16 protein-coding genes and 1 pseudogene are annotated in these 22,205 nt (G+C 58.2%); 12 read left to right on the forward strand and 5 right to left on the reverse strand.

Annotated features, from left to right (window positions below; all coding sequences use genetic code 11):
- The first annotated feature begins 277 nt into the window (after positions 1 to 277).
- The 7 genes from PEP31012_RS08855 to PEP31012_RS08885 all read left to right on the forward strand — a co-directional run bounded on the left by PEP31012_RS08855 (position 278) and on the right by PEP31012_RS08885 (position 9,100).
- Positions 278 to 523 (forward strand): hypothetical protein, encoded by a 246-nt coding sequence (locus tag PEP31012_RS08855; protein WP_150588992.1) that lies wholly within the window; start codon positions 278 to 280, stop codon positions 521 to 523.
- 1,132 nt (positions 524 to 1,655) lie between these two features.
- A complete protein-coding gene (locus tag PEP31012_RS08860) occupies positions 1,656 to 3,158 on the forward strand; it encodes an AAA family ATPase (RefSeq protein ID WP_174978174.1) in 1,503 nt (500 codons plus the stop codon).
- A 551-nt stretch (positions 3,159 to 3,709) separates the two neighbouring features.
- Positions 3,710 to 4,597, forward strand: coding sequence for a transketolase (locus PEP31012_RS08865; RefSeq protein WP_150588994.1), 888 nt, complete (start codon positions 3,710 to 3,712; stop codon positions 4,595 to 4,597).
- On the forward strand, positions 4,594 to 5,625 hold the full coding sequence (locus tag PEP31012_RS08870; protein ID WP_150588995.1) for a transketolase family protein: 1,032 nt from the start codon (positions 4,594 to 4,596) through the stop codon (positions 5,623 to 5,625). Before PEP31012_RS08865 ends, PEP31012_RS08870 begins: the two co-directional genes overlap by 4 nt.
- A gap of 13 nt (positions 5,626 to 5,638) precedes the next feature.
- The gene (locus PEP31012_RS08875; protein WP_150588996.1) at positions 5,639 to 6,487 is read left to right on the forward strand and encodes an NAD(P)-dependent oxidoreductase; all 849 of its coding nucleotides are present in this window, start codon (positions 5,639 to 5,641) and stop codon (positions 6,485 to 6,487) included.
- 115 nt (positions 6,488 to 6,602) lie between these two features.
- Positions 6,603 to 7,925, forward strand: a complete 1,323-nt coding sequence (locus PEP31012_RS08880; protein ID WP_150588997.1) for an MFS transporter — start codon at positions 6,603 to 6,605, stop codon at positions 7,923 to 7,925.
- A 170-nt stretch (positions 7,926 to 8,095) separates the two neighbouring features.
- The gene (locus PEP31012_RS08885; protein ID WP_150588998.1) at positions 8,096 to 9,100 is read left to right on the forward strand and encodes an aldo/keto reductase; all 1,005 of its coding nucleotides are present in this window, start codon (positions 8,096 to 8,098) and stop codon (positions 9,098 to 9,100) included.
- A 173-nt stretch (positions 9,101 to 9,273) separates the two neighbouring features.
- Here the strand turns inward: PEP31012_RS08885 and PEP31012_RS08890 are convergent.
- The 4 genes from PEP31012_RS08890 to PEP31012_RS08905 form a co-directional block, all read right to left on the reverse strand.
- Positions 9,274 to 10,373 (reverse strand): IS3 family transposase gene (locus PEP31012_RS08890; protein WP_425494941.1). Its coding sequence is split into 2 segments (ribosomal slippage): positions 9,274 to 10,118 and positions 10,118 to 10,373, totalling 1,101 coding nucleotides; the frame shifts between segments, so codons are not numbered across the junction.
- A gap of 131 nt (positions 10,374 to 10,504) precedes the next feature.
- Positions 10,505 to 12,364 carry a TRAP transporter large permease gene (locus tag PEP31012_RS08895; protein ID WP_150589000.1) on the reverse strand — a complete coding sequence of 620 codons (1,860 nt, stop codon included), beginning with the start codon at positions 12,362 to 12,364 and terminating at the stop codon, positions 10,505 to 10,507.
- A gap of 22 nt (positions 12,365 to 12,386) precedes the next feature.
- Complete coding sequence (locus PEP31012_RS08900; protein ID WP_150589001.1) at positions 12,387 to 13,403, reverse strand: TRAP transporter substrate-binding protein; 1,017 nt, start codon at positions 13,401 to 13,403, stop codon at positions 12,387 to 12,389.
- 46 nt (positions 13,404 to 13,449) lie between these two features.
- On the reverse strand, positions 13,450 to 14,295 hold the full coding sequence (locus tag PEP31012_RS08905) for an alpha/beta fold hydrolase (protein WP_150589002.1): 846 nt from the start codon (positions 14,293 to 14,295) through the stop codon (positions 13,450 to 13,452).
- A gap of 745 nt (positions 14,296 to 15,040) precedes the next feature.
- On the opposite strand from PEP31012_RS08905, the gene PEP31012_RS08910 reads away from it, so the two are divergent.
- Positions 15,041 to 15,931 carry a LysR substrate-binding domain-containing protein gene (locus PEP31012_RS08910; protein WP_246171208.1) on the forward strand — a complete coding sequence of 297 codons (891 nt, stop codon included), beginning with the start codon at positions 15,041 to 15,043 and terminating at the stop codon, positions 15,929 to 15,931.
- Between the two features lie 59 nt (positions 15,932 to 15,990).
- Here the strand turns inward: PEP31012_RS08910 and PEP31012_RS23945 are convergent.
- Positions 15,991 to 16,122, reverse strand: a pseudogene (locus PEP31012_RS23945) (glycerate kinase); the annotation flags it as partial.
- A 179-nt stretch (positions 16,123 to 16,301) separates the two neighbouring features.
- Between PEP31012_RS23945 and PEP31012_RS08920 the strand changes: the two are divergent.
- The 4 genes from PEP31012_RS08920 to pyk all read left to right on the forward strand — a co-directional run bounded on the left by PEP31012_RS08920 (position 16,302) and on the right by pyk (position 22,153).
- Entirely contained in the window at positions 16,302 to 17,189 is an 888-nt protein-coding gene (locus PEP31012_RS08920; RefSeq protein WP_150589306.1) for a LysR substrate-binding domain-containing protein, read from the forward strand.
- A 161-nt stretch (positions 17,190 to 17,350) separates the two neighbouring features.
- Positions 17,351 to 19,348 carry a transketolase gene (gene tkt, locus PEP31012_RS08925; RefSeq protein ID WP_150589004.1) on the forward strand — a complete coding sequence of 666 codons (1,998 nt, stop codon included), beginning with the start codon at positions 17,351 to 17,353 and terminating at the stop codon, positions 19,346 to 19,348.
- Between the two features lie 2 nt (positions 19,349 to 19,350).
- Entirely contained in the window at positions 19,351 to 20,304 is a 954-nt protein-coding gene (locus PEP31012_RS08930) for a D-2-hydroxyacid dehydrogenase (protein WP_150589005.1), read from the forward strand.
- Positions 20,305 to 20,722: 418 nt separating this feature from the next.
- The gene (gene pyk, locus PEP31012_RS08935) at positions 20,723 to 22,153 is read left to right on the forward strand and encodes a pyruvate kinase (RefSeq protein WP_174978193.1); all 1,431 of its coding nucleotides are present in this window, start codon (positions 20,723 to 20,725) and stop codon (positions 22,151 to 22,153) included.
- The last annotated feature ends 52 nt before the right edge of the window (positions 22,154 to 22,205 follow it).

Below are 22,205 nucleotides of genomic sequence, written 5' to 3' on the forward strand. Positions count from 1 at the left end.
TCGCCAAGTTCTCCTAAGCTGTCCCTCGTCACGTCCCAAGCGTGACCGGGTTTAGCAGCCTGATGACGAGTTTATGGGCACACGGCCGCGTTGCATCGCGGTCTTCGTGTGCAACACGCTTCGTGCACCCATACTATGGGTGGGCTTGGATTGGGACGCCTTCGGGCGTGCCGCTGAACCATACCCGTCGCGGTCTGCTAACCCAGTTCAATGCCCACCCACCCCTGCTATGTGCAGCGGGTGGTGGGATTCAAACGGTAAGCACGAGGAACCCCGCATGACACCCCATCAGCACCTTCCTATCCCTTCTCGCGACACACTAGACCGTCTGAACGAGCTGTCCGAACGGCTCGTCGCACTCTCGATGGTCGGAGCGAATCAGCGCCCCACCGCCATCCCCGAGCAATTCAACGAAGCCTATTTTGATCAGATGAGCGACCTTTCCAGCGAGGTGTACAACCTGTGCCATCGACTCGATGAAGATCTAAGTTATCTCCTGCCGCAAGCCGCGCCGGCGTCGTAAATTTTCTTCCCCCAATTGGCCCCCCGCACGCCAAATCGATCTGAAGCACTCGGCATATAGCGCGCAAGTCACCACGGGCCCCCGATTGGGCCGACGCATCGATTTTAAGTTTGAAGAGGTGAGATTCTTCGCCGACAACGAACAATCAGAATCCACGAAAACCCCGCCCCGCCTTATTCGGCGAGCGTTTGCGAGATTTTCCGGGAAGAAGTGAGACCTACGTAACCGATGCCAAAACGGGGAGTTGGTGCGAGGAAGGGGACTCGAACCCCCGCACAATCCTTATTGGACAAGGCTCTCAGCCAGTACGCCGGCAAAATGCTGGCACTTAACCGCACTGCCCCGTAGCAGACATCAATGAATGCCAGCTATGGTCAGTGACGCCAATCCGTCGAACCGTCGCCGCCGTTGTGCCTTGTCGTGGACCCTCCGCCGCCCAGCTCCGTACTGGGATGGGATTGCGCAAAGCGTGGCAAGCAGGCGTCGTCGGGTCATCGGCGTTTTGAGCGGTAGGAGGCAATGCCTCATGTGATGGCACCCGCCTTACGTGGCGCATGCCCGTTGGGGCGCCCTTTCCGACGCCTTACCGAGACCTCGATTCACTTGGCCTTGCCGACGATTTGTGCAAAAAATCCGTTTGAAACCCGTCCCGGCATTGCCTTGCATCTGCCAAACGTCGTGAGAACCTGATCCCGACTTCCGCAACGAACCGCGGCATCAGAACGGATCGGAGCCTTCCGGTCTATACACTCACGAGGTCAACATGCGACACTCCGCCATTCAGAAGCCGTTTCCCGGCCGTAAGTCCAAGTTCTTCGTTGAAGGCTCCCGCGCGTGGATTCCCATGCGTCACAAGATCACCCGCTCCCGTTGCGTAGCAGGGGCAACGGTTCACGCTTCTCCTGAAGTCGCACCAGGAGCCTTACCCGCGCTGGCGGCTCCGGCTACAACCGCTGTTGCGTCGGCCACACTTGTTTCCTCGACACCCCCTGCCATACCGATGAGCCCGTCACCGGCACTCCGCCCCGTTGAGCGCTCGGAATCCCCAACGCGCATTAAGACAGATGCGATTCCCCACGATTGCAGCGACCTTGTCCGTCGCGCCCGGGGTTCGTTCAAACACCTCGCCGGAATGGTCGACACCAAACGCCGCCTGCTGCGTGCCGGGCAGGACATCCTAGCCGGTCTGGATGGCGAGCCGCGCAACGGCATCCTGCTCTTTGGCGAACCTGGCAACGGAAAGACGATGTTCGCCGAGGCATTGGCCGGCGAGTTGGGAATACCGCTCCTGCCGGTAGCTTTCGGCGACATGGCCTCGAAGTGGATCAACGAGACACCTGAGAGACTTCGCGGCCTCTTTCGTACCGCGCGTCGCTGTGCGCCCTGCGTACTCTTTATCGACGAGGTCGATTCGTTCCTCAAGCCCCGCGACGGCTCCGGCATGAGCCACTCGATGGATCGGGACGTGGTCAATACCTTGCTCAGGGAAATTGTGGAGCTGCGCGATGCCCGGGTTGTGCTGGTCGTAGCGACTAACTACATTGAACAGCTCGACCGTGCCGCGATCCGCTCCGGGCGCTTTGACGTCCACATCGAAGTACCCGCTCCTGACTTCCAGGCCCGCCGCAACCTGATCTGGGCAAACATCGTACGGTGTCTCGGAAGAGAAGCGATCGACGTTGCCATCGTCAATGACCTTGCGCGCCGCTGGAACGGTTTCAGCGCCGCACGACTGGCAGCCCTCGGACCGCAACTGCGCGACATGAAGCGCGACAACGAATTCGATGGCCCCATCACCTTCGAGCTCGTCACGCGGGCTATGCGCATCATCCAAGGTCAGCGCAGCGCGTTTCCACAGCATGTGGTTAGGCTTGAGGAGATTGTCATGCCTAAAGACTCCCGTGGGATGTTGACGAGTATCGGAGACCGGCTTCGCAACATCTACGACTTCACCCAGCTCGGTGGCACCCTGCCGCGAGGGATCCTGTTTTACGGCCCGCCCGGCACCGGCAAGACCATGGCAGCGATGTCGCTTGCAAAGGCGTCAGACTGGCTGTTCCTGTCGACCACCGGCACCGACCTGATTTCCCGTCCCGATGAATGGGAAAAGCTCGTGCGCAAGGCGAACGACCAGCGCCCGGCAATCGTGTTTATCGACGAGGCCGACTCAATTCTTGCTAATAGACGTGGCTCGAACGTCTCTGCCCTCACCAATCGGATCCTGGCCACGGTGGATGGCACCGGCGGACGGATACCGGATGTCGTCTACATTGCAGCCACCAATCATCCGGACGTGCTCGATCCGGCCGTGTTGCGTGGCGGGCGCTTCGCGATGCAGGTACGTTTTGATGTGCCCGAGGCGGATGACATGCTCGCATGGGTTAAGTCCACACTGTCTGACAGACAGATACGGCTGGACTTTGCGATGGAGGGCGGCACAGAAGAGCTGGCTGCACAGTTGCTGGCCGGACGGCCAATTGCCGATGCGGAGGCGCTCGTTGCCGAGGCTATCAACCTGAGCGCGGTCCGGTTTCTTGACGGTTGGGAAGAAGAGGATCGGCCCTTTCTGAGCCTTACGGACATGCGCGCCGCCGCCCGGGCACTCGGCGTTGGCGCCACGGAGCGCCCGATCTGAAACCGGGTCGAATTCCTCCTGCTCGTGCGATCCTCGATTCACTGTCGCACGACGTGCGGCGGTCGACGCCCTCCGGTGGCCGGGAAAGTAGCGGGCAGCAGATCACAGTTCATCGATGGACTGGGTACGCTTCGGCCTACGGCAGGACAGGCGTGAGCACTTTGGGCGCCGTGCGTGGCACTCTCGCGCGCCCCTTACTGCGGCAACGGCCCCTCGGGTCTATCAAAGCACAAGCTCACGGAGTGCGCACGGCGCCGCGCCGCACACCATCCCTGAGCATTGAATCACTGACGTGATTCTCGGTTCATCGGTCGCCGCTGAGTTGGCGCGTTATGCAGCCCCATAACGCGCGCCAAATGAGAGCAAACATACCCAAGCTCGATAGGTGATTTCACCTCATCTATAAAGGCAAATGTTTCTTTTGTGGTCTCCGAAACGAGGTGATAGCCTTTGTTCATCCCTGCTGTATCGGGGCATACGTGAGCGTTTTTTCACGTTGCACCCTAGGCGGAAGGGCAACAAACGTGTTCTGCCAGATAGGAATGGAGACGATGACTGCAAATCCGGCACAAGAGGCGAGCAAGATTTCGCCGCAAGCCGCTGTGGCCCACCATGCGTGGCGCATCCGGCGGTTCGCACTTCGCATGGGCGAAGTGCAGGGACAAGGCTATATCGGCCAGGCGCTCGGCTATGCCGATGTGTTGGCCACGGCATACTGCCATGCCATGAATATCCGCCCGGGTGAACCGGAGTGGGAAGGCCGCGACCGATTCTTGCTGTCGCATGGTCACTACGCCATTGCGCTGTACGCCGCCCTGATTGAAGCCGGCATCATCGATGAGACGGAACTGGAAACCTACGGCTCCGATGATAGCCGCCTGCCGATGTCGGGTATGGCGACTTACACGCCGGGCATGGAAATCTCGGGCGGCTCGCTGGGCCAAGGCCTCCCCATTGGAGTGGGCATGGCGCTGGGTCTCAAGATGAAGGGCAGCTCGGCCTTCGTCTACAACTCGATGTCTGACGGCGAACTGGATGAAGGCTCCACCTGGGAAGCCGCCCTGTCGGCCTCGCACCATAAGCTCAGCAACCTGATTTGCCTGGTCGACGTCAACCGCCAGCAGGCTGACGGCGTGTCGCACGAAGTACTCGGCTTTGAGCCGCTACCGGACAAGTGGCAGAGCTTCGGCTGGTACACGCAGCGCGTGAATGGCAACGACCTGCCTGCCGTGATTGAGGCGTTCGACCGCGCCCGCAATTTGAAGGAGCCGGTGCCTCGCGTGATTCTGTTCGACACGCTGATGGGCAAGGGCGTCCCCTTCCTCGAAACCCGCGAGAAGAACCACTTCATCCGTGTTGAAGCTGATGAATGGCAGCACGCCATTTCGGTTCTGGACGCCAACTACGCCGCCACCCAATCCTACGGAGCCGAGCAATGAGCACCGCTGTCGAGAACAAGACTCCGACCCAGTCCCAAGCGCCCGCCAAGCCTCGCCTGACCACTTCGGCGATGATTGCCTCCATCGCAGCAGAAGGCCAGCGCACCACCGCTGCCCCGTTTGGCCATGCGCTGGTCGCCGAGGCCGAGAAGCGCCCTGAAATCGTCGGCATGACCGCCGACCTATCGAAGTACACTGATCTGCACATCTTCGGTCAAGCGTTCCCCGAGCGCTTCCTCCAGATGGGTATGGCCGAGCAGTTGCTGATGGCCGCCGCCGGTGGCATGGCGAAGGAAGGCTTCACGCCCTTCGCGACCACCTATGCTGTGTTCGCCACCCGCCGCGCATATGACTTCATCCACCAAGTCATCGCCGAAGAAAACCTCAACGTCAAGATTTGCGCTGCTCTGCCCGGGCTGACCACCGGCTACGGCCCGAGCCACCAGGCAGCCGAGGACTTGGCGCTGATGCGCGCCATCCCGGGTATGACCGTCATCGACCCCTGCGACGCCCTCGATACCGAGCAGGCCGTCGCCGCCATCGCCGAGTACAAGGGGCCGGTCTACATGCGCCTGCTGCGTGGCAAGGTGCCGCTGGTGCTAGACGAATACAACTACAAGTTCGAGCTCGGCAAGGCCAAGCTGCTGCGCGACGGCCGTGACGTGCTGATTATTTCGTCAGGTCTCATGACGATGCGCGCGCTGGAAGTCGCTCAGGCCATGGCCGGCGGCACCGCCGACGTGGGTGTGCTGCACGTGCCAACCATCAAGCCGCTGGACGTGGCCACCATCGTTGAGCAGTGCCGCCGCAGCGGTCGACTGGTCGTGGTAGCCGAGAACCACAGCACTGTGGGGGGCCTCAGCGAAGCTGTCGCCATGACGCTAATGCAGGCACGCGTCTACCCCGCCCTCGAAGTGGTGGCCCTGCCAGACCAGTTCCTTGACGCCGGCGCGCTGCCGACGCTGCATGACCGGTACGGCATCTCGACGGAAGTCATCGTCGAGCGCATCAAAGAATGGCTTAAGTAAGGGGAAGGTCAAAATGAACGTCAATTTCATCGGCTTGGGCGCCATCGGACTGCCGATGGCTCTCCAGATTCGCAATGCGGGTCACACCGTCGGCGGCTTCGATGTAGTACCCGCTGCTTGTGACAACGCACAAGCGCAGGGCATTGCGGCCGTCAACCGCGTTTCGGACCTTCCGATGGCGGACGTCGCCGTCGTGATGGTCGCCACGCCAGGCCAGCTAGCAAAGCTCGTTGATGACGCCGTTGGTAAGCCCATCGCCCGTACTTGGGTCATCATGTCCACCGTCGGCCCCGCCAGCGTGCGCGAACAAGGCGAGCGTTTGCGTGCCGCAGGCGTGCGCGTGGTAGATGCCCCGGTCACCGGTGGAGTCGCTCGTGCCCGGACCGGTCAACTGGTCATCTTTGCTGCCGGCGACGCCGCCGACATCGAGACAGTACGCCAGGTACTCCAGGCCATGGGCGAAGTCCGCATCACGGGCGAAAAGCTTGGCGACGGGCAGGCTATCAAGGTCGTCAACCAGCACCTCTGCTCGGTCCATATCGTCGCTGCCGCTGAGGCATTGAACTTGGCTCGCTCGCTCGGCCTGGACTCGGCACAGGTCCTGGGCCTGATTGAAAAAGGCGCGGCCGGCTCCTGGATGCTGTCGGACCGTGGCCCCCGCATGCTCAAGGGCACGGACGTCGAGGTGACGAGCTCCATCAACATCTTCGTGAAGGACAGCGGTCTGGTGGTTGAAGCCGCTCAAGGCTGTGGAGCTCAAGTCCCACTGCTCGACATATCGCATGCGCGGTACTGTCAGGCTGCCGAGGTCGGGCTTGGTCAGCGCGACGATAGCAGAGTCATCGAGACCTTTCAGCAGTAATTCGTCAAGCGGTAGGTACGGACGGCCCTGCGCAGGCATCTTCAGGCTGGACGTGGTCCCAAAGGGGCCCGTGCAGCAATAGACAGGACAATAAACATCTGGAGACAAAGGCAATATGACATCTGCCACGACTAATGCGCCGAAAAAAGACGGCGCGGTCAAGGTATCCATCGCGTCCATGATTGGCTCGGCCGTTGAGAGCTACGACTTCTTCATCTACGGTACGGCTGCTGCTGGATGGTTCGGGAAAATCTTCTTCCACACCACCGAACCTATCGTCGGCATTCTCGCGTCTTTCGCAACCCTGGCGGTCGGCTTCCTGATGCGCCCACTGGGAGGCTATCTCGCCGGCCATTACGGTGACCGACTCGGTCGCAAGGCCGTGCTGTTCTGGTCCTTGCTTGCCATGGGCGGCGCCACCGTATTAATTGGCGCTCTACCGACCTATGAACAGGCTGGCGTGCTCGCTCCCATTCTCCTCATTCTGCTTCGTATGATTCAGGGCGTGGGCTTCGGCGCAGAATGGGGCGGCGCTGTACTCATGGCGTGTGAGCATTCGCCACCGGAGCGGCGTGGCTTCTTCGGTGCCGTGCCGCAAGTTGGTATCCCGCTAGGGTTGCTGATGGCGAACGGTGCGTTCCTCATGTCGGCTGCCCTCTTCGAGGGCGACTGGGTCTGGCGTGTGCCGTTCCTTGTCTCTGTCGTCATGGTTGGCATCGGTCTCTTCATACGTCTGAGCGTCAAAGAATCGCCTGATTTCGAGGCCATGAAAGCGAAAAACACCATTGTCAAGCAACCCGCTCTGGACGTGCTGCGAAACGACTGGCGCAAGGTGCTGCGTATCATCGGCCTGCGCTTGGCGGAGACCGGCGGCTACTACGTTACAACCAGCTTCATGCTGTCATACGTGGTTCTGGCGAACATCACTACCAAAGAGAATGTACTGTGGGGCACGATGATTGGCTCCGCCATCGGTCTCGTCAGCCATCTTCTCTACGGCGCGTGGAGTGACCGTGTCGGCCGCCGTCCTGTGTACATGCTCGGCGCGGTCTTCACCATTCTGTTCGGCATCCCGATGTTCATGCTTATCAACACTGGTGCCGGCATCATGGTTGTAACTGCCATCTCGCTGTCGCTGCTGCTGAGCCACGACCCTATCTTCGCGGTGGAGCCATCCTGGTTCTCGGAACAGTTCCCCGCCAACGTCCGGTCGTCGGGTATCTCGCTGGGCTACAACGGTGCTTCCCTGGTGGCTGGTCTGATTCCCTTTGTCGCTACGGGTCTCTATGGCATCGTCGGTTGGATTGGTCCAGCGGTTCTGTTTTCTCTGCTGGGCATCATCTCCACACTGTGCGCATTGACGATGCGTGAGACCGCACCTGCTGTCGTAGGCATGAAAGCGGCTTCGCACGAAACGCGACAACCTGCCTTGCACTAAAGTCTTTGTAGTTGTGAAGGCCCGTCCCGCTCATCCGTGGCGGGTCTTTTGCTTTTTTGTATTCGACTGCAGCCCAACAGACTGGACATGTTGTGGCCGCCCACCCGATGTGCGCTTCCTCAAAGCAGTGAGGAAAAATTCAGAGACCCGTTGTTATCGATAGCTACGATATGGAATACACAAAACTTGGCTCAACTGGCCTGGACATCTCTCGTCTTTGTTTGGGTTGCATGACATTCGGTGACCCTGACGCCGGCGCGCATCCCTGGACGCTCGGCGAAGCGGATTCACGCCCCATATTCCGAAGCGCAATTGAGCAGGGAATCAACTTCATCGACACGGCCAACAGTTATTCGGCAGGTACGTCAGAAGCAATTGTCGGAAAGTTCATTCGCGAATTTGCCAATCGTGATGAAATCGTCCTGGCAACGAAGGTATATTTCCCGCTCAGCGGTGGCGGGTCATCCTCTGGAGAAACTAAGCCAAACGACAAAGGCCTGTCCCGAAAGGCCATCATGAGCGCCATTGATGCGAGTCTTGCGCGTCTTGGCACTGATTACGTTGACCTCTACCAGATACATCGGTGGGACTACAACACCCCAATCGCAGAAACGATGGAAGCGCTGCACGACGTCGTCAAGGCGGGAAAGGCGCGCTACATCGGCGCGTCGTCGATGTTTGCCTGGCAGTTCGCCAAGGCTCAGGAAATTGCCTCTCGGAACGGTTGGACGAAGTTTGTGTCCATGCAGAACCACGTGAACCTGCTATATCGCGAGGAGGAACGAGAGATGATTCCGTTGTGCCAAGACCTTGGCGTCGGGCTAATGCCATGGAGTCCTCTTGCTCGCGGCCGATTGACTCGGCCGTTTGGTGCTCAAACAAGTCGGATTGAGAAAGACAGCGTCGGCACAGCTCTGTACGACCAAACCAAAGAAGCGGACAGGAAGGTCGTCGATGCTGTAGAGCGGATAGCCGCTGCGCGCGGAGTTCCGATGGCACAGGTCGCGCTGGCTTGGGTGCTGGCGAAACGTAGCGTCTCCGCCCCCATCATCGGTGTCTCGAAGGCATCACAGTTGACTGACTCTATAAGCGCACTGTCCCTGGAGCTCTCGAACGAGGAAAAGCTTAGCCTCGAAGTCGAGTATGTGCCGCACGAGATAGCGGGCCATCAGTAACACTTCCGACATCCATAATATTCCTCCATCAATACCTGCGCCACGCAAGCGTGCCGCTACAGGAACGTGCACAGGCACAAGGAATAGGTGCGACGTCCCCCCGTATTCAGTAGCATCAGGCTTTAGAGTCCGGGGGTTAATTGACCTCCCCCCGCTTAACCGAGCACCTCGACCTAGAGATTTCCGGCGTCAAGGTGTGCGAGTCGGAACTCGCCCGGAGTCAAATCGCCTAGCGAGCTATGCGGTCTGAAGTCGTTGTAGTCCTGTCGCCAGTCCTCGATCTTTTCACGAGCGTCGTCCAATGACAGGAACCAATGCACGTTCAGGCATTCATCCCGGAAACTGCCATTGAACGACTCGATGAACGGATTGTCCGTGGGTTTGCCTGGCCGAGAGAAATCCAAGGTTACGCCATTTTCATACGCCCAGTGATCTAGCACATGCGAAATGAATTCGCTTCCGTTATCGACCTGTATGCGTTTCGGTGTACCGCGCAGCGCTTTCAGATGCCCCATCGTGGCCACCACATCTGCCGCCTTCAAGGCGTAATCGACGGTAATCGCCAAGCTCTCCCGACTAAAATTATCGACCACAGTTAAGGCCCGGATTTTCTGCCCGTTGAACAGCTGATCGGCCACGAAATCCATGCTCCAACAGGCATTCACGGTAGAGATTTCAGGGCGCTCCATGCGATGTGCTGCGGCAACACGACGGCGTGGTCGCTTACGCCGCAGATTCAGCCCTTCCTCGCAGTAGATCCGGTACGTCTTCTTGTGATTGATAAGCCAGCCTTCGCGTCGCAGCAGGACATGAATGCGCTCCGCGCCATAACGTATTCGCGTCTGGGCGATCTCCCGGATACGTCGTCGCTCAGCACGGTCATCGCGCGGGTGAGGTTGATAAAAATACGTGGCCTGACGCAACTGCAGCACCGCCGTAGCGCGCCGAATGCTCACCCGATACGCCTGCATCAAAAAGTCAGCCAGCTCGCGCTTACGGGCCGGCTTCACAGCTTTTTTTGCACCACCTCCTGCAGCATCTGCTTGTCCAGACTGAGGTCGGCCACCATGCGCTTGAGCCGTGCGTTTTCCTCTTCCAGCTGTTTCAGCCGCCGCAGCTCGGAAACGCCGAGGCCGCCGTACTTTTTCTTCCAGTTGTAGAACGTGGCTTCCGAAATACCCATCTTCCGGCACACTTCTGCCACCGTGGTACCCACTTCGGCTTGCTTCAGCGCGAACGCAATCTGCTCTTCGGTGTACTTCGATCTTTTCATTGCAAATCCCCTGCCCGTCAGGGCTTCAAATTTGCCAGAAATCTCTAGTTTTGGATGCTACGGTTTTTCGGGGGGAGGTCATGCCTACGAAAGGCTGACCGGTCCAGAGGCCCGAACGGAGACAACATGGTTTAGAGGAAGCCAATCGACAGCCAAGGAATCATTGCGACCAGCACAAGACCCACGAAAAGGGCAATCATGTAGCCCCAGATGGGCCGAAGTCCTTCACTTGGCTCCACCCGCCCCACCGCACAGGCAGCGTAGTATCCAACGCCGACTGGTGGCATGAACAAACCCATGCCCATCGACAGCACGACAATCATTGCATAGTGAACTTCATTCACACCGAGGTTTTTCGCGATTGGGAAAACGAGCGGGGCAAACAGGACAATCGCCGGAATACCTTCCAGCACGCTGCCAAGAATCACAAAGGCGACGATGGAGACCGCGATGAACATGGCCGGTCCACCCGGAAGGCTGCTCATCAGTGCCGCCAAGTCTTGCGAGAAGCCCGACTGCGTCAGCGACCAAGCGACTGTAGTAGCCGCGCCGATGATGAAAAGGATTGCGCCGGATAGCGAAACAGTCTCTACCAGCATCTGGCCCAACCGCTTGATGTCGAAATGGCGATACACAATCGCGCCCACAACCAGCGAATAGATGATGCCAATTGTCGAGACTTCGGTTGCAGTGGCCATCCCCTCCACCACGGCCGCTCGAATTACGAACGGGAGTGCAAGAGCTGGCAGTGCCACTATGAAAGCCTTTGCAATCTTAGCCTTTGGCGTTTTCTTGACCGAGGACAGGTCTTCGTTTTTGTAACGCCACCACACCACAGAGCACAACGTGATACCGAGAACAACGCTTGGCAATAAACCACCGGTGAACAAGGCTGAAATTGAAACCCCCGTCACAGAACCAATCGTAATCAGCACGATGCTCGGAGGAACCGTTTCGGTCTGCGCGCCTGTTGCAGCCAATAGCGCTATGAGGTCACCGGGCTTGGCACCACGCTGCTGCATCTCCGGGAAGAGCGCCGGCGCAACGGCAGCCATATCCGCAGTCTTCGACCCCGAGATGCCGGAAACCAGATACATGGCCCCAATCAGCACGTACGACAAGCCTCCCCGGACATGTCCAAGCAGCGTTGCGAGAAAGGCCACCATAGCTCGCGCCATCCCATTCGACTCAATCTGCAACCCTAGGAAGACGAAGAGAGGCACCGCCAGCAAAATAAGGTGGCTCATCCCCTCATCGAGTCGGCCCGCGAGAACCATTGTCGGTGTCGACGTTGAGGTGAAGACATACGCAACGGCCGACAGTGCGAACACAAACGCGATTGGCACCCCGAGAGCTACACCCAGGCCAATCATCCCAACAAAGAAAATCAACAAATTCCAATTTCCCAAGTCAGCAAAGATTGGCTTGGCCACCGTCAGCAACCCGTAGACCGCTATCGCAACGACTGCAGCGATGAGGATGCTGCGAAACATCCTCTCCTTAAGAATCCTGAAGGCGGCGAAGACAATCATGAGGGCGACGCCAGTGGGCAGCGCTGCGGAACGCCATAGGTTGGAAATTTCCAACGCAGGCGTCGTTACAATGGCCTCTTCCATGGCGTAGTCAATCGCCGGGAGCAGAATCGCAACCATAAACGCTAAGGGCACAGCCAGTGCAATGGTTTCGAGTATTCGTCGATTGCTGGAGTTCGAGCGCCCGACCAACGCTGTCATACGCATGTGTTGTCCGCGCTGGAACGCGATGGCCGCCCCTAGCATCGATAGCCAAATGAAGAGAATTGATGCTAACTCGTCGGACCACGTAATCGGTGTGTCGAGAACATAGCGCGCAATCACGCCGGTGGCGAGAATGCTGATTTCCCCAACGAGAATAATCGATGCCACGATTTCTACGACGCGCAGAAGAACATGCTCACACGAATCTGCAAAGGTTCGACGTCCCATAGGCAGCGTCGAAGATAAAGTTTCCATCACAAGCCTCACTTTTGGCGGATTACGCCAACTTGCCAACCGTTGCTTCGAGCAACCCCCACGCTTCGTCGCCCATCCGCTTGCGCCATTCAGCGTAGAAGCCGGATTGCTGTAACTTGGTTCGGAATGCGTTGGTATCAACGTCAGAAAATTGGATTCCCTTCGCCGTCAGATTGGTCTTGAGTTCCTTGTTCAGTTTCTCCACGTCGGCGCGTTGCTGCAACGCGCTGTCATTCATTACCTTTGAGATGATGTCTCGCGTCGCGGCCGGCATAGCCTCGAAGGAGCGTCGATTGGCGACCATCCAGAAGCCATCCCACATGTGGTTGGTGTTCGAGATGTACTTGCCCACCTCATACATCTTCGCGAAGTAGATGCCGGCGAGAGGGTTCTCCAACCCGTCGGCGACTTTCGTTTGAAGCGCGGAATACGTCTCGCCCCAAGGAATGGAAACCGGTGAGGCGCCAATGTCTTTAAACATGGATGTCCACAGGGGGCTCGGGGGAACGCGAATCTTGAAGGCTTTGATGTCGTCCGGCGTGCGAATTGCCTTGTTCGAGGAAAGGGTCTGGCGGAAGCCGTTGTCCCACATCTTGTCGAAGGCGATAAGGTTCACCTTAGAGAAGGCATTGATGACGTGCTTGCCTAATGCACCGTCCATTGCAGCCCATACCTTGCTGTAGTCGGAGAAGGCGAATCCGATGCCATTGATGGACGCAACAGGGACGAGCGTCGCCAGGACGAGTCCGGTCTGGACGAATAGGTCAATGCCACCCGCGCGCAACTGCGCGAGCATATCCGAATCGGTTCCCAACTGACTTGATGGGAAGACTTGGATGTCTACCGCACCGTTGGTCTGCTCCTTGATTTTCGCGCTCGCCTCTCGCAGGCGAACGTTCAGAGGATGGTCGGTCGGCATGATGTTCGCGCACTTCAGCTTGAACTTTGCTTGGCCGAAAACGAGGCCCGGGAAAGCCATTGAGGCACCGGCGGCCGCTGCTCCAGTGAGCACGAGCCTGCGACGGGTGGAATTGACCATGTTGTCTCCTTAATTCGTTTAATATCGTTTTACCTAACCGTGACCTTCACTCGCCAAAGAACTCCATCAATTGCTGCGAGATGAATTCCGGCTGTTCCTCAGTGACCCAGTGACCGCAGTCCGGAATCAAGCCGCCACGGACGTCCTCTGCAACGCGCTTCACGGAATCAATCGTGTCCATACCGCGGCCGAAGCTTTTGCTTCCTCCCAGAGCGAGGACAGGCATCCTGAGCTTGCCGTTGGCTTCCAGCATTGCCTTGTTGTCTTCATTATCTTGGGGCAACGCGCGATAGAACGAGTACATCGCGCGCATGGCACCGGGCTTGGCGTAGGTGCGCAGGTATTCCCTCTTGTCTTCCTCGGAAATGCAAGTCGGGCGATGACCGTAGTTTTCAAACAGCCAGTTGAGAATCAGGTGTTCGCGGTCGTGGAACAGCGCCTCAGGAAAGTCGGGGGTGCGGAAAAGCGCGTGGTGCCAACGCCGGCCGTTCTGTGAGAAATCGTGCCCGTCGCCCGGAATCGCGACGTCGAGAATTGCGAGTTTGCGCACCGCCTCCCGATGCTGAGCGGCCAGCGAGAATGCCGTAGGACCGCCCCAGTCGTGACCAACAAGGAAGAATTCCTTGATGTTGAGCTTTTGCAGCAATTGCCAGACGTCGTTGGCGACCGTCTTCTTGTCGTAGCCGGAGCCAGGCCTGGAGGAATCGCCGAGTCCACGCAGGTCGGGAGCAATCACGGAGTACTTCTTGGTGAGCTCCGGAATAATGAAGCGCCATTCGTACGAAGTCTGCGGAATGCCGTGCAGCAGTACCACGGGGAACCCCTCGCCTGCCTTGAGGTAGTGCAGGGTGACATCATCTAGGTCGGCGTAGTGACTTGAAACTTGGGTCATTTTATTTCCTTAGAAGGCAGCGGGCTGGGCGTTGACGTCTGGCACAGCCGCGAAGTGACACAGAACTGCAGAGCCATCTCATCGCCCCTTGCCCTGGCCACTGACAGCAGGGAAGACATAAAGGCAACCAGAAAAGCAGCACCGCGAACTTCTTGCGGCGCGCCGCTTACCAGCGATGGCTCAGAAAATATAAGAGATTGACTTCGCGCCTGAATATTTCGCTTTAAATAAAGCTCAATTTCGCGCTAGAAATTTTGAAAAGAATTTCGACGTTTTCATGTTGTCTCCAGAGCACGACGGCGGTGGACGTGCTTCCATTTATAGGGCGTTGTCTGGCCTCTTGATGGTATGTTGGTTTACAGAAATGATGCGGTCAAGAGAATAAAAATCGATTATGAGTGAGCTGTGTTCACCGTTTCGCCGACCAACGGGAGACTTGATTGGTAACCGGGACCAAACCAAAGGAAATGCTCTGCTTCATACGCTTCGTGGCCATCTAGAGCCCTAACGCCCTTGGGTTAGGCGACATGCCAAGCAATTGTGCTCAAAAAAAGTGCAAATTGAAGGGGCGGTGAAAGTGATATCCGCCGGCGGCCGTGTATCCAGGACCGTACCTCGGTAGAGAGCAAGCGTTTACCCGTAGGTGCGCCGCACTTCGCAATTCGCCTTGACGCATGCAGGGAACAGCTTTAAAAGGTTTAATCGGTGATATGAGTTCATTCTTATTGTGCGCAAAATCCCCCCGTTGGCAACCCTCCAAGCCTTTGAAGCGGCGTCGCGCTTGGGCTCGTTCATCCGCGCCGCGGAAGAGCTACATTTGACGCCGTCCGCCGTGAGTCACCGTATTCGGGAACTGGAGCGGCTTCTCGGCATTCAACTTTTCCATCGAATTCACCGCTCTGTCATCCTCACCGACGCGGGCCGGAAGTTTGCAAGGAACGTCGGAGATGCCTTTGGTCAAATCGAATCAGGCGTTCAAGAGATTTCCCGGGCCGGAAAGAGTGACCTTATTAATGTGCACGTTGTACCCAGCCTTGGCGCCCAGTGGTTAATGCCAAGAATCGCGCGCTTCACGACGATGTACCCAGATGTGGACGTGCGGATTACCGCCTCGGGCGAAAAGGTTGACCTCGAGGACGGCATGGTGGACTTCGATATTCGCTATGGGGCGGGACTGGCACGAGCAGGGATAGAGACAGAGATGTTTCCGCCCGAGCCTATCGTGGCTCTTTGCTCACCGAATCTGGTTGAAGGAAACCCATGCCTTCGCACCCCCACGGACCTCTCACATCAGATGCTTATCCATTCGGAGGTAAATCTTTACACGTGGCGAAACTGGGAAGCAGACCATCCTGGTGTGCAACTGAACCTAGAGCGGGGGCCCCGCTTCGACCGCTCGTTCATGTCGATTTTTGCTGCAATCGATAGCTTGGGCGTGTGCTTGGAAAGCATGCTGTTGGTGGAGCGGCAGCTTGCATCGGGCGTGCTAGTACTTCCCTTCGGCAAAGAGGGCCCTCGCATCGAATGCCATAGCCTTAACTATCTCTCCAGTCGCGGCCACCTCCCGAAAATGCGTCTGTTCCGGGAGTGGCTAATGCAAGCACTGGCGGAGAGTCCGAGTCTGAATAATGACTGATGCTCGACGCGTCGCCGGCCCTAGCTCAACTTCAGGTCAGAGAAGAGACATCAGACCTGTCCCGACTCTCGAGGACGCACGGTGACTGTGGTCTCGCCTCCCGACAGAATTACGCAGGGCAGTGAGAGGAGTTCACCTCGTTTGGAGACGGCACGTGCAAGCGCTGCATGCACCGTCCCAACAACGCGCGACTACCAGGCGAACTGGCGCCACCAAGCGCGGCAACGCCAATATGCCGATTGAAGGAAATCTGGCTGCGAGCGCAGTGATTCTGGGTTACAGCAATCCGCCCGGCAAACGATAAAATGTCATGCATTCTTTACGCCCCCCGCATGTTGCATCGCAACACTGCCTTTACCAGTTGGCTGCCATGATTCCTCCGCTGACGTCTCTACTCGCTTTTGAAGCCATTGCACGCCGCAAGAGCTTTGCCCTTGCCGCGACAGAACTGCATCTGACGCCGTCGGCAGTTAGTCATCAGGTGGCTCGGTTGGAAAAGCTGATTGGACTCAGGCTTTTCGAGCGCTCCACGCGGGGCGTAGAGCTGACGCCTGCGGGGCAAACCTATCTCTCACGCGTCGCCGGTGCGCTTGGCGCCATTAATTCCGCGACCGAAGACTTGCGACACGGTGTCGAGGACTCGCTCTACATTCACTCCAGTCCTAGCTTTGCCAGCCTATGGCTGATGCCCAGAATCGCCAACTTTGCGCGTCGCCATCCAGAAATCTCGCTAGGACTATCGGCGTCTCCCGAGCACTCGGACTTCGAAATTGGGCAGGTTGATATCGACATTCGTTATGGTTTGCCTAACTGGCCTGATTTGGAAATTGAGCCGGTGTTCTCGGAGCGGGTTGTCCCCCTTGCCAGCCCGGATTTCCTCAGCCGACACCCGGTCCAGGCTCCCGAAGACTTGGTCCAAGCTCCCCTCATTCACTCCCGTATTAGTCTCGTACAGTGGCCGGCGTGGTTCGCGGACTACGCTCCGGACCTGCATGCTGAGAGGATTCCGCTTCGCTTTGACCGCTCAATGATGAGTATTGATGCGGCAGTCCAAGGCCTCGGAATTGCGCTTGAAAGCACAAAGCTAGCTGCAGCGCACATTAAGGCCGGTCGCCTTTGCCGCGTATTTGACGAGGAGCTTGGTCTCGATATCGTGCAGCACCATGTCGTCTATCCTGCTCGGCACGCCGCACGCCCGGAGGTGGTTTGCTTCCTCGAATGGTTGCGGGAGGAAAGTCGTCTCACTGGCGTTGAATGACTTTCCTCCGCCACAGACTTCTTACATGACAGATATTCAATAATCCCTGAATTTTCATCGCTTGCCTCACGTAGATACTGTCGCGAAGAATTAAGTCCTCTTCCGACAAACTACAACGGAGACAAAGCGGCCGAGTAAGTCCGCTCGGCGTGCATACCGCTATGACCGCACATGAACTTCAGCCACTGGCGCATGCCATTCGCTTTCTTTCCATCGACGCGATTGTCCGCGCAACTGAGGGGCACCAAGGCGTTCCCCTAGGTATGGCCGAGATTGCCACTGCTCTCTACGGCAAGCAACTTAAATTCAACCCGCAAGACCCCACTTGGTGGGACCGCGACCGCGTCGTTCTCTCTAACGGCCACGGTTCCATGCTGCTTTACTCGCTGCTGTATCTGACCGGCTACGAGCACATCACACTTGACCAGGTGAAAAGCTTCCGCGAACTCGGGTCCCACTGCGCCGGCCATCCCGAGTACGACCCCAAGCTTGGTATCGAGGTCACCACTGGACCTCTCGGCCAAGGCATCGCGAATGCCTTTGGTATGGCCGTCGCTGAAGCCTTCCTTAATGCCCGCTTCGGTGATGACCTCGTCAACCACCGCACCTACGCCTTCGTCGGCGACGGTTGCCTGCAAGAGGGCATCGGCCAAGAAATGATTTCGCTGGCCGGTCACCTGAAGTTGTCGAAGCTCACGCTGCTGTGGGACGACAACCAGATTACGGACGACGGCAAGACTGAACTCTCTATTAGCGAGAACGTCGCAGAACGGTTCCGAGTCGCCGGCTGGCAAGTCATTGAAGTCGACGGACATAACATCGCTGAAGTTTCCGAAGCGCTTGAGCTGGCCAACGCTGACCCGCGCCCTTCGATGATTGCGTGCCGTACGGTCATTGGCAAAGGCATTCCGCGCGTGCAGGGCCAACGCGGCGGCCACAGTGCTCGCCTGTACGAAGAGGACGCCAAGGCCGCTCGCGAGCTGCTCAATTGGCCGCATGGCCAGTTCGAAATTCCGGAAGACATCCTCTCGGGTTGGCGCGGCTTCGGTGCACGCAACCAGAGCACCTATGAGGACTGGAAGGCCCGCGTGGCGGCTCTTCCGGCGGAAAAGCGGGCCGAGTTCGAACGCATTATGCGCGGCAGACTGCCTGCGGGTTGGGAACAAGTCCTGCACGACTTCAAGCGCAAGTGTTTCGATTCCGACGATTTCCCTGGCGGCATCCAGATTTCCGGAGCAATCAATCAAGCGCTTGCCGAAGTCATGCCCGAGCGCATGGTTGGATGTGCAGACTTGGAAGCGCCGACAGGCCATAAGGGACTGCTGCAGGCGTTCACAGCTACCAATCGGAGCGGCTCGTATGTCCATTGTGGCGTCCGGGAGCATCTGATGGGCTCCATGGCAAACGGCATGGCCGCGCATGGTGGCGTTGTGCCGCTCAGCGTCACGTACCTAGCCTTCTCTGACTATGAGCGACCCGCAATGCGGATGGCCGCGCTCATGGGCCTGCCGGTGAAGTTCGTTTTCAGTCACGACTCAATCGGCATCGGCAAGAACGGCCCCACTCACCAGCCGGTGGAGATTCTCGCCTCGCTGCGAGCCATGCCAAACATGCTTGTCATGCGTCCCGCCGACGCGACCGAAGCCGTGGAGTGCTGGGAGGTTGCGATGGCGCATCGTACTGGCCCGGTCAGCATGGTGTTTGCGCGCCAGAAGCTGCCACGCGTGCGACAAGCCCACACTGAAGAAAATCTCAGCCGGAAAGGCGGGTACGTACTCTCCGAGGCGTCGAGCAGCAAGCGCCAGGTCACGCTTTTGGCAACTGGCTCCGAAGTAGCGATGGCGCTCGAAGCGCAGAAGCGACTGGAAGCGCTCGGCATCGCCACAGCAGTCGTTTCGCTGCCTTGCTGGGAACTCTTCGATGCTCAGGACGCCGCGTACAAGGCTACTGTCCTTGGCAGGGACGGAGTGCGGATTGGTATCGAAGCCGCGGTGAGGTATGGCTGGGACCAATATCTGGGGATTGAAGGTGGATTTGTCGGGATGAAGGGCTTTGGAGCGCCTGGCCCAGCTGACGCTCTCTATCGCCTTTTCAACATCACGCCTGACGCAGTGGTTCTTGAAGCCCAGCGTCTCCTTGAAACTGCTGGAGCCAAGTAATCATGAAAATCGTTTTTCTCGACAGCGCGACGCTTCCCCCGAAAACCATCCTACGGACGCCGAACTTCCCGCACACCCTCCAGGTGTTCGAATACACGGCGCCAGAGGACGTCCCGGCCCGCATTGCAGATGCCGACATCGTTATCCTAAACAAGTCAAAGCTGAACGCAAGCGCCATCGCAGATGCGCCGCGACTGAAACTCGTTGCCGTGGCAGCAACCGGCTACGACAACGTGGATGTGCCTGCCTGTTCCGCGCGGGGCATCGTTGTCAGCAACATTCGAAACTACGCGATTAACACGGTGCCCGAGCACACCTTCGCGCTGATTTTTGCTCTTCGTCGTAGCATCACTGCATACCAGGATGCGGTCCGAAAGGGACGGTGGCAGGAGTCGGGCCAGTTCTGCTTCTTCGACTACCCCATCCGCGACCTGGCCGGCTCGACGCTCGGCATCATTGGCGATGGCGTGCTTGGGCAATCGGTCGCCACGATGGGCCGGGCATTGGGCATGAAGGTCCTCTTCTCGACGTACAAGGGTCGGAACGACATGGGGCCCTTGTACACCCCATTCGAAGAAGTCCTCGCTAAGTCGGACATTGTCACGCTTCACTGTCCGCTGATGCCGTCGACTCGCAACCTGATTGGTGCCAACGAGTTTGCAATTATGTCGCGCAAGCCGCTCCTGATTAATACGGCTCGTGGCGGTCTCGTTGATGAGTCAGCTGTCGGACCCGCGCTCGATGCCGGCCTCATCTCCGGCGCAGCATTCGATGTGGTCAGTGTGGAACCGCCCCCGCCGAATCATCCTTTCAATGCCTTGCTGGAACGTCCAGACTTCATCCTCACCCCGCACGTGGCCTGGGCAAGCGAAGAAGCAACCCAAGGTCTGGCTGACCAGCTCGTGGACAACATTGAATCGTTTTTCGCCGGCAAGCCCGTCAATCAAGTGGGCTGACCAATACAGCACGCGTCCGTAGGCACACTCCGCAAGCGGACGCGCGACCTCGCCGGTTCGACGGGCCTGTTACCACAACCCCAACAAGAAGCGGGACAACCCCAATCAAACGCCTCTTGTTGTATCGGTTTACGCATCATGCCATTAGACCATCATTGAATTTTCTCAAACTCCGCGCCGCGCAAAGGTTCTCCTCCTGGTTCCTTTTGCTCGGTGGCTTCGGACGTGCGCCCCAACTCCGGCCACGTCCACAATTTATTAGTTGGACGTGCGTTGCTGATTCTTCGCCATCCTACTCCTGTCAACTCCTACTTCGCCGCCTCTTCAAATAGATGCACTCAGAGGGGGCAACGTAGGCCGGACCTTTTCGCCCTGAAAACTGGGCGTTGCAGTATCAGCATCGGAGATTTTCATGAGCCTGCGCCGCGAGCGTCATACAAAAATTGTGGCAACTTTGGGTCCTGCTTCGTCAGTTGCAGAAAAGATTCTGCAACTGGTCCAAGCAGGAGCGGATACGTTTCGCCTGAACTTCAGCCATGGCTCGCATGAAGACCATGCCGCGCGCCTTAAATTAATTCGGGAAGTAGAGTCTGTCGTCGGCCGGCCTATCGGCGTGCTGTTGGACTTGCAGGGACCGAAGTTGCGGCTTGGGACGTTTGCCGACGGCCCCGTAAAGCTCACGGCCGGGCAAGAATTTCGACTGCAACTGGCTCCTGTGGTTGGCAACTGGCAAGTCGCACAGCTACCCCATCCCGAAATCTTCGAGGCACTGTCGCCAGGGAACGCACTTCTCATTGATGACGGCCGCGTGCGCCTTAGGGTGACCTCGTGCGGGCCGGATTCCGCTGAGACGGTAGTTGAAACGGGCGGCAAGGTTTCCGACAGAAAGGGCGTGAATGTCCCTGACTGCGCTCTGCAACTCTCGGCGTTGACGGAGAAGGACCATCGAGACCTAAAGTTCGGGCTCCAACTCGGCGTCGACTGGGTGGCATTGTCCTTTGTTCAGACGGCTCGCGACATCGAAGAACTCCGGGAAATTGTCGGTTCAAGCGTCGGGATTATGGCGAAGATTGAAAAGCCTGCCGCCATGACCGACATCGAGGCAATTGTTGCTGCGACCGACGCGATTATGGTCGCACGTGGCGACTTGGGGGTCGAAATGCCGCCGGAAGAAGTACCGGCAATTCAGAAGCGTCTGACCCGACTCTGTCGCGAAGCTGGCAAGCCCGTCGTTGTAGCGACGCAGATGCTCGATTCGATGGTGAGTTCGCCGGCGCCTACCCGCGCCGAAGCATCTGACGTCGCAACAGCTGTGTACGACGGCGTTGATGCGGTGATGCTGTCTGCCGAGTCGGCCAGCGGAGAGTATCCTGTTGAGGCAGTCCAGATGATGTCTCGAATCATCCGAAACACCGAACGGGACCGGCTGCAGCGAGACACCATGGGCGCCATTGCTGCAACTCGGCACGCTGACGCGACCGATGCGATTGGAGCGGCCATTCGCACAGCAGCAGAAATCCTGCCACTGTCGGCTTGCGTGACATACACGCTGTCCGGCTCCAGCGCTCTGCGCGTTGCCCACGAACGCCCCAACGTGCCCATCGTGGGCATGACTCCTAAAATCGGGACCGCGCGCCGGTTGGCGGTTGTGTGGGGTGTTCATGCTGTCCTTGGCGATGACGCCAAGAGCGTCGAGGACATGGTTCAGCATGCCACCGAGGTCGTTCGTGCGGAAGGATTCGAACCGGAATCTCGGCCATTCGCGATTGTGGCCGGGATGCCGTTTGGAACGCCGGGTTCCACGAACTTTCTGCGATTCGTGCTCCCTACGCAAAGCGCCTCGAAGTAACGCTGCCGTCGGCAAACTATGACTCAAAAGCCTGGCCTGCGGACGGACAGCT

The sequence above is a fragment of the Pandoraea eparura genome (assembly GCF_902459725.1).
Classification (GTDB): domain Bacteria; phylum Pseudomonadota; class Gammaproteobacteria; order Burkholderiales; family Burkholderiaceae; genus Pandoraea; species Pandoraea eparura.

What these genes read in the sequence shown, in the direction of transcription:
- PEP31012_RS08860 (WP_174978174.1), top strand. Translation starts at nt 1,656, where the DNA reads ATGGTCGACACCAAACGCCGCCTGCTGCGTGCCGGGCAGGACATCCTA.
- PEP31012_RS08895 (WP_150589000.1), bottom strand. Translation starts at nt 12,364, where the DNA reads ATGGAAACTTTATCTTCGACGCTGCCTATGGGACGTCGAACCTTTGCA.
- tkt (WP_150589004.1), top strand. Translation starts at nt 17,351, where the DNA reads ATGACCGCACATGAACTTCAGCCACTGGCGCATGCCATTCGCTTTCTT.
- PEP31012_RS08920 (WP_150589306.1), top strand. Translation starts at nt 16,302, where the DNA reads ATGATTCCTCCGCTGACGTCTCTACTCGCTTTTGAAGCCATTGCACGC.
- PEP31012_RS08885 (WP_150588998.1), top strand. Translation starts at nt 8,096, where the DNA reads ATGGAATACACAAAACTTGGCTCAACTGGCCTGGACATCTCTCGTCTT.
- PEP31012_RS08865 (WP_150588994.1), top strand. Translation starts at nt 3,710, where the DNA reads ATGACTGCAAATCCGGCACAAGAGGCGAGCAAGATTTCGCCGCAAGCC.
- PEP31012_RS08880 (WP_150588997.1), top strand. Translation starts at nt 6,603, where the DNA reads ATGACATCTGCCACGACTAATGCGCCGAAAAAAGACGGCGCGGTCAAG.
- PEP31012_RS08930 (WP_150589005.1), top strand. Translation starts at nt 19,351, where the DNA reads ATGAAAATCGTTTTTCTCGACAGCGCGACGCTTCCCCCGAAAACCATC.
- PEP31012_RS08905 (WP_150589002.1), bottom strand. Translation starts at nt 14,295, where the DNA reads ATGACCCAAGTTTCAAGTCACTACGCCGACCTAGATGATGTCACCCTG.
- PEP31012_RS08900 (WP_150589001.1), bottom strand. Translation starts at nt 13,403, where the DNA reads ATGGTCAATTCCACCCGTCGCAGGCTCGTGCTCACTGGAGCAGCGGCC.
- PEP31012_RS08855 (WP_150588992.1), top strand. Translation starts at nt 278, where the DNA reads ATGACACCCCATCAGCACCTTCCTATCCCTTCTCGCGACACACTAGAC.
- PEP31012_RS08875 (WP_150588996.1), top strand. Translation starts at nt 5,639, where the DNA reads ATGAACGTCAATTTCATCGGCTTGGGCGCCATCGGACTGCCGATGGCT.
- PEP31012_RS08870 (WP_150588995.1), top strand. Translation starts at nt 4,594, where the DNA reads ATGAGCACCGCTGTCGAGAACAAGACTCCGACCCAGTCCCAAGCGCCC.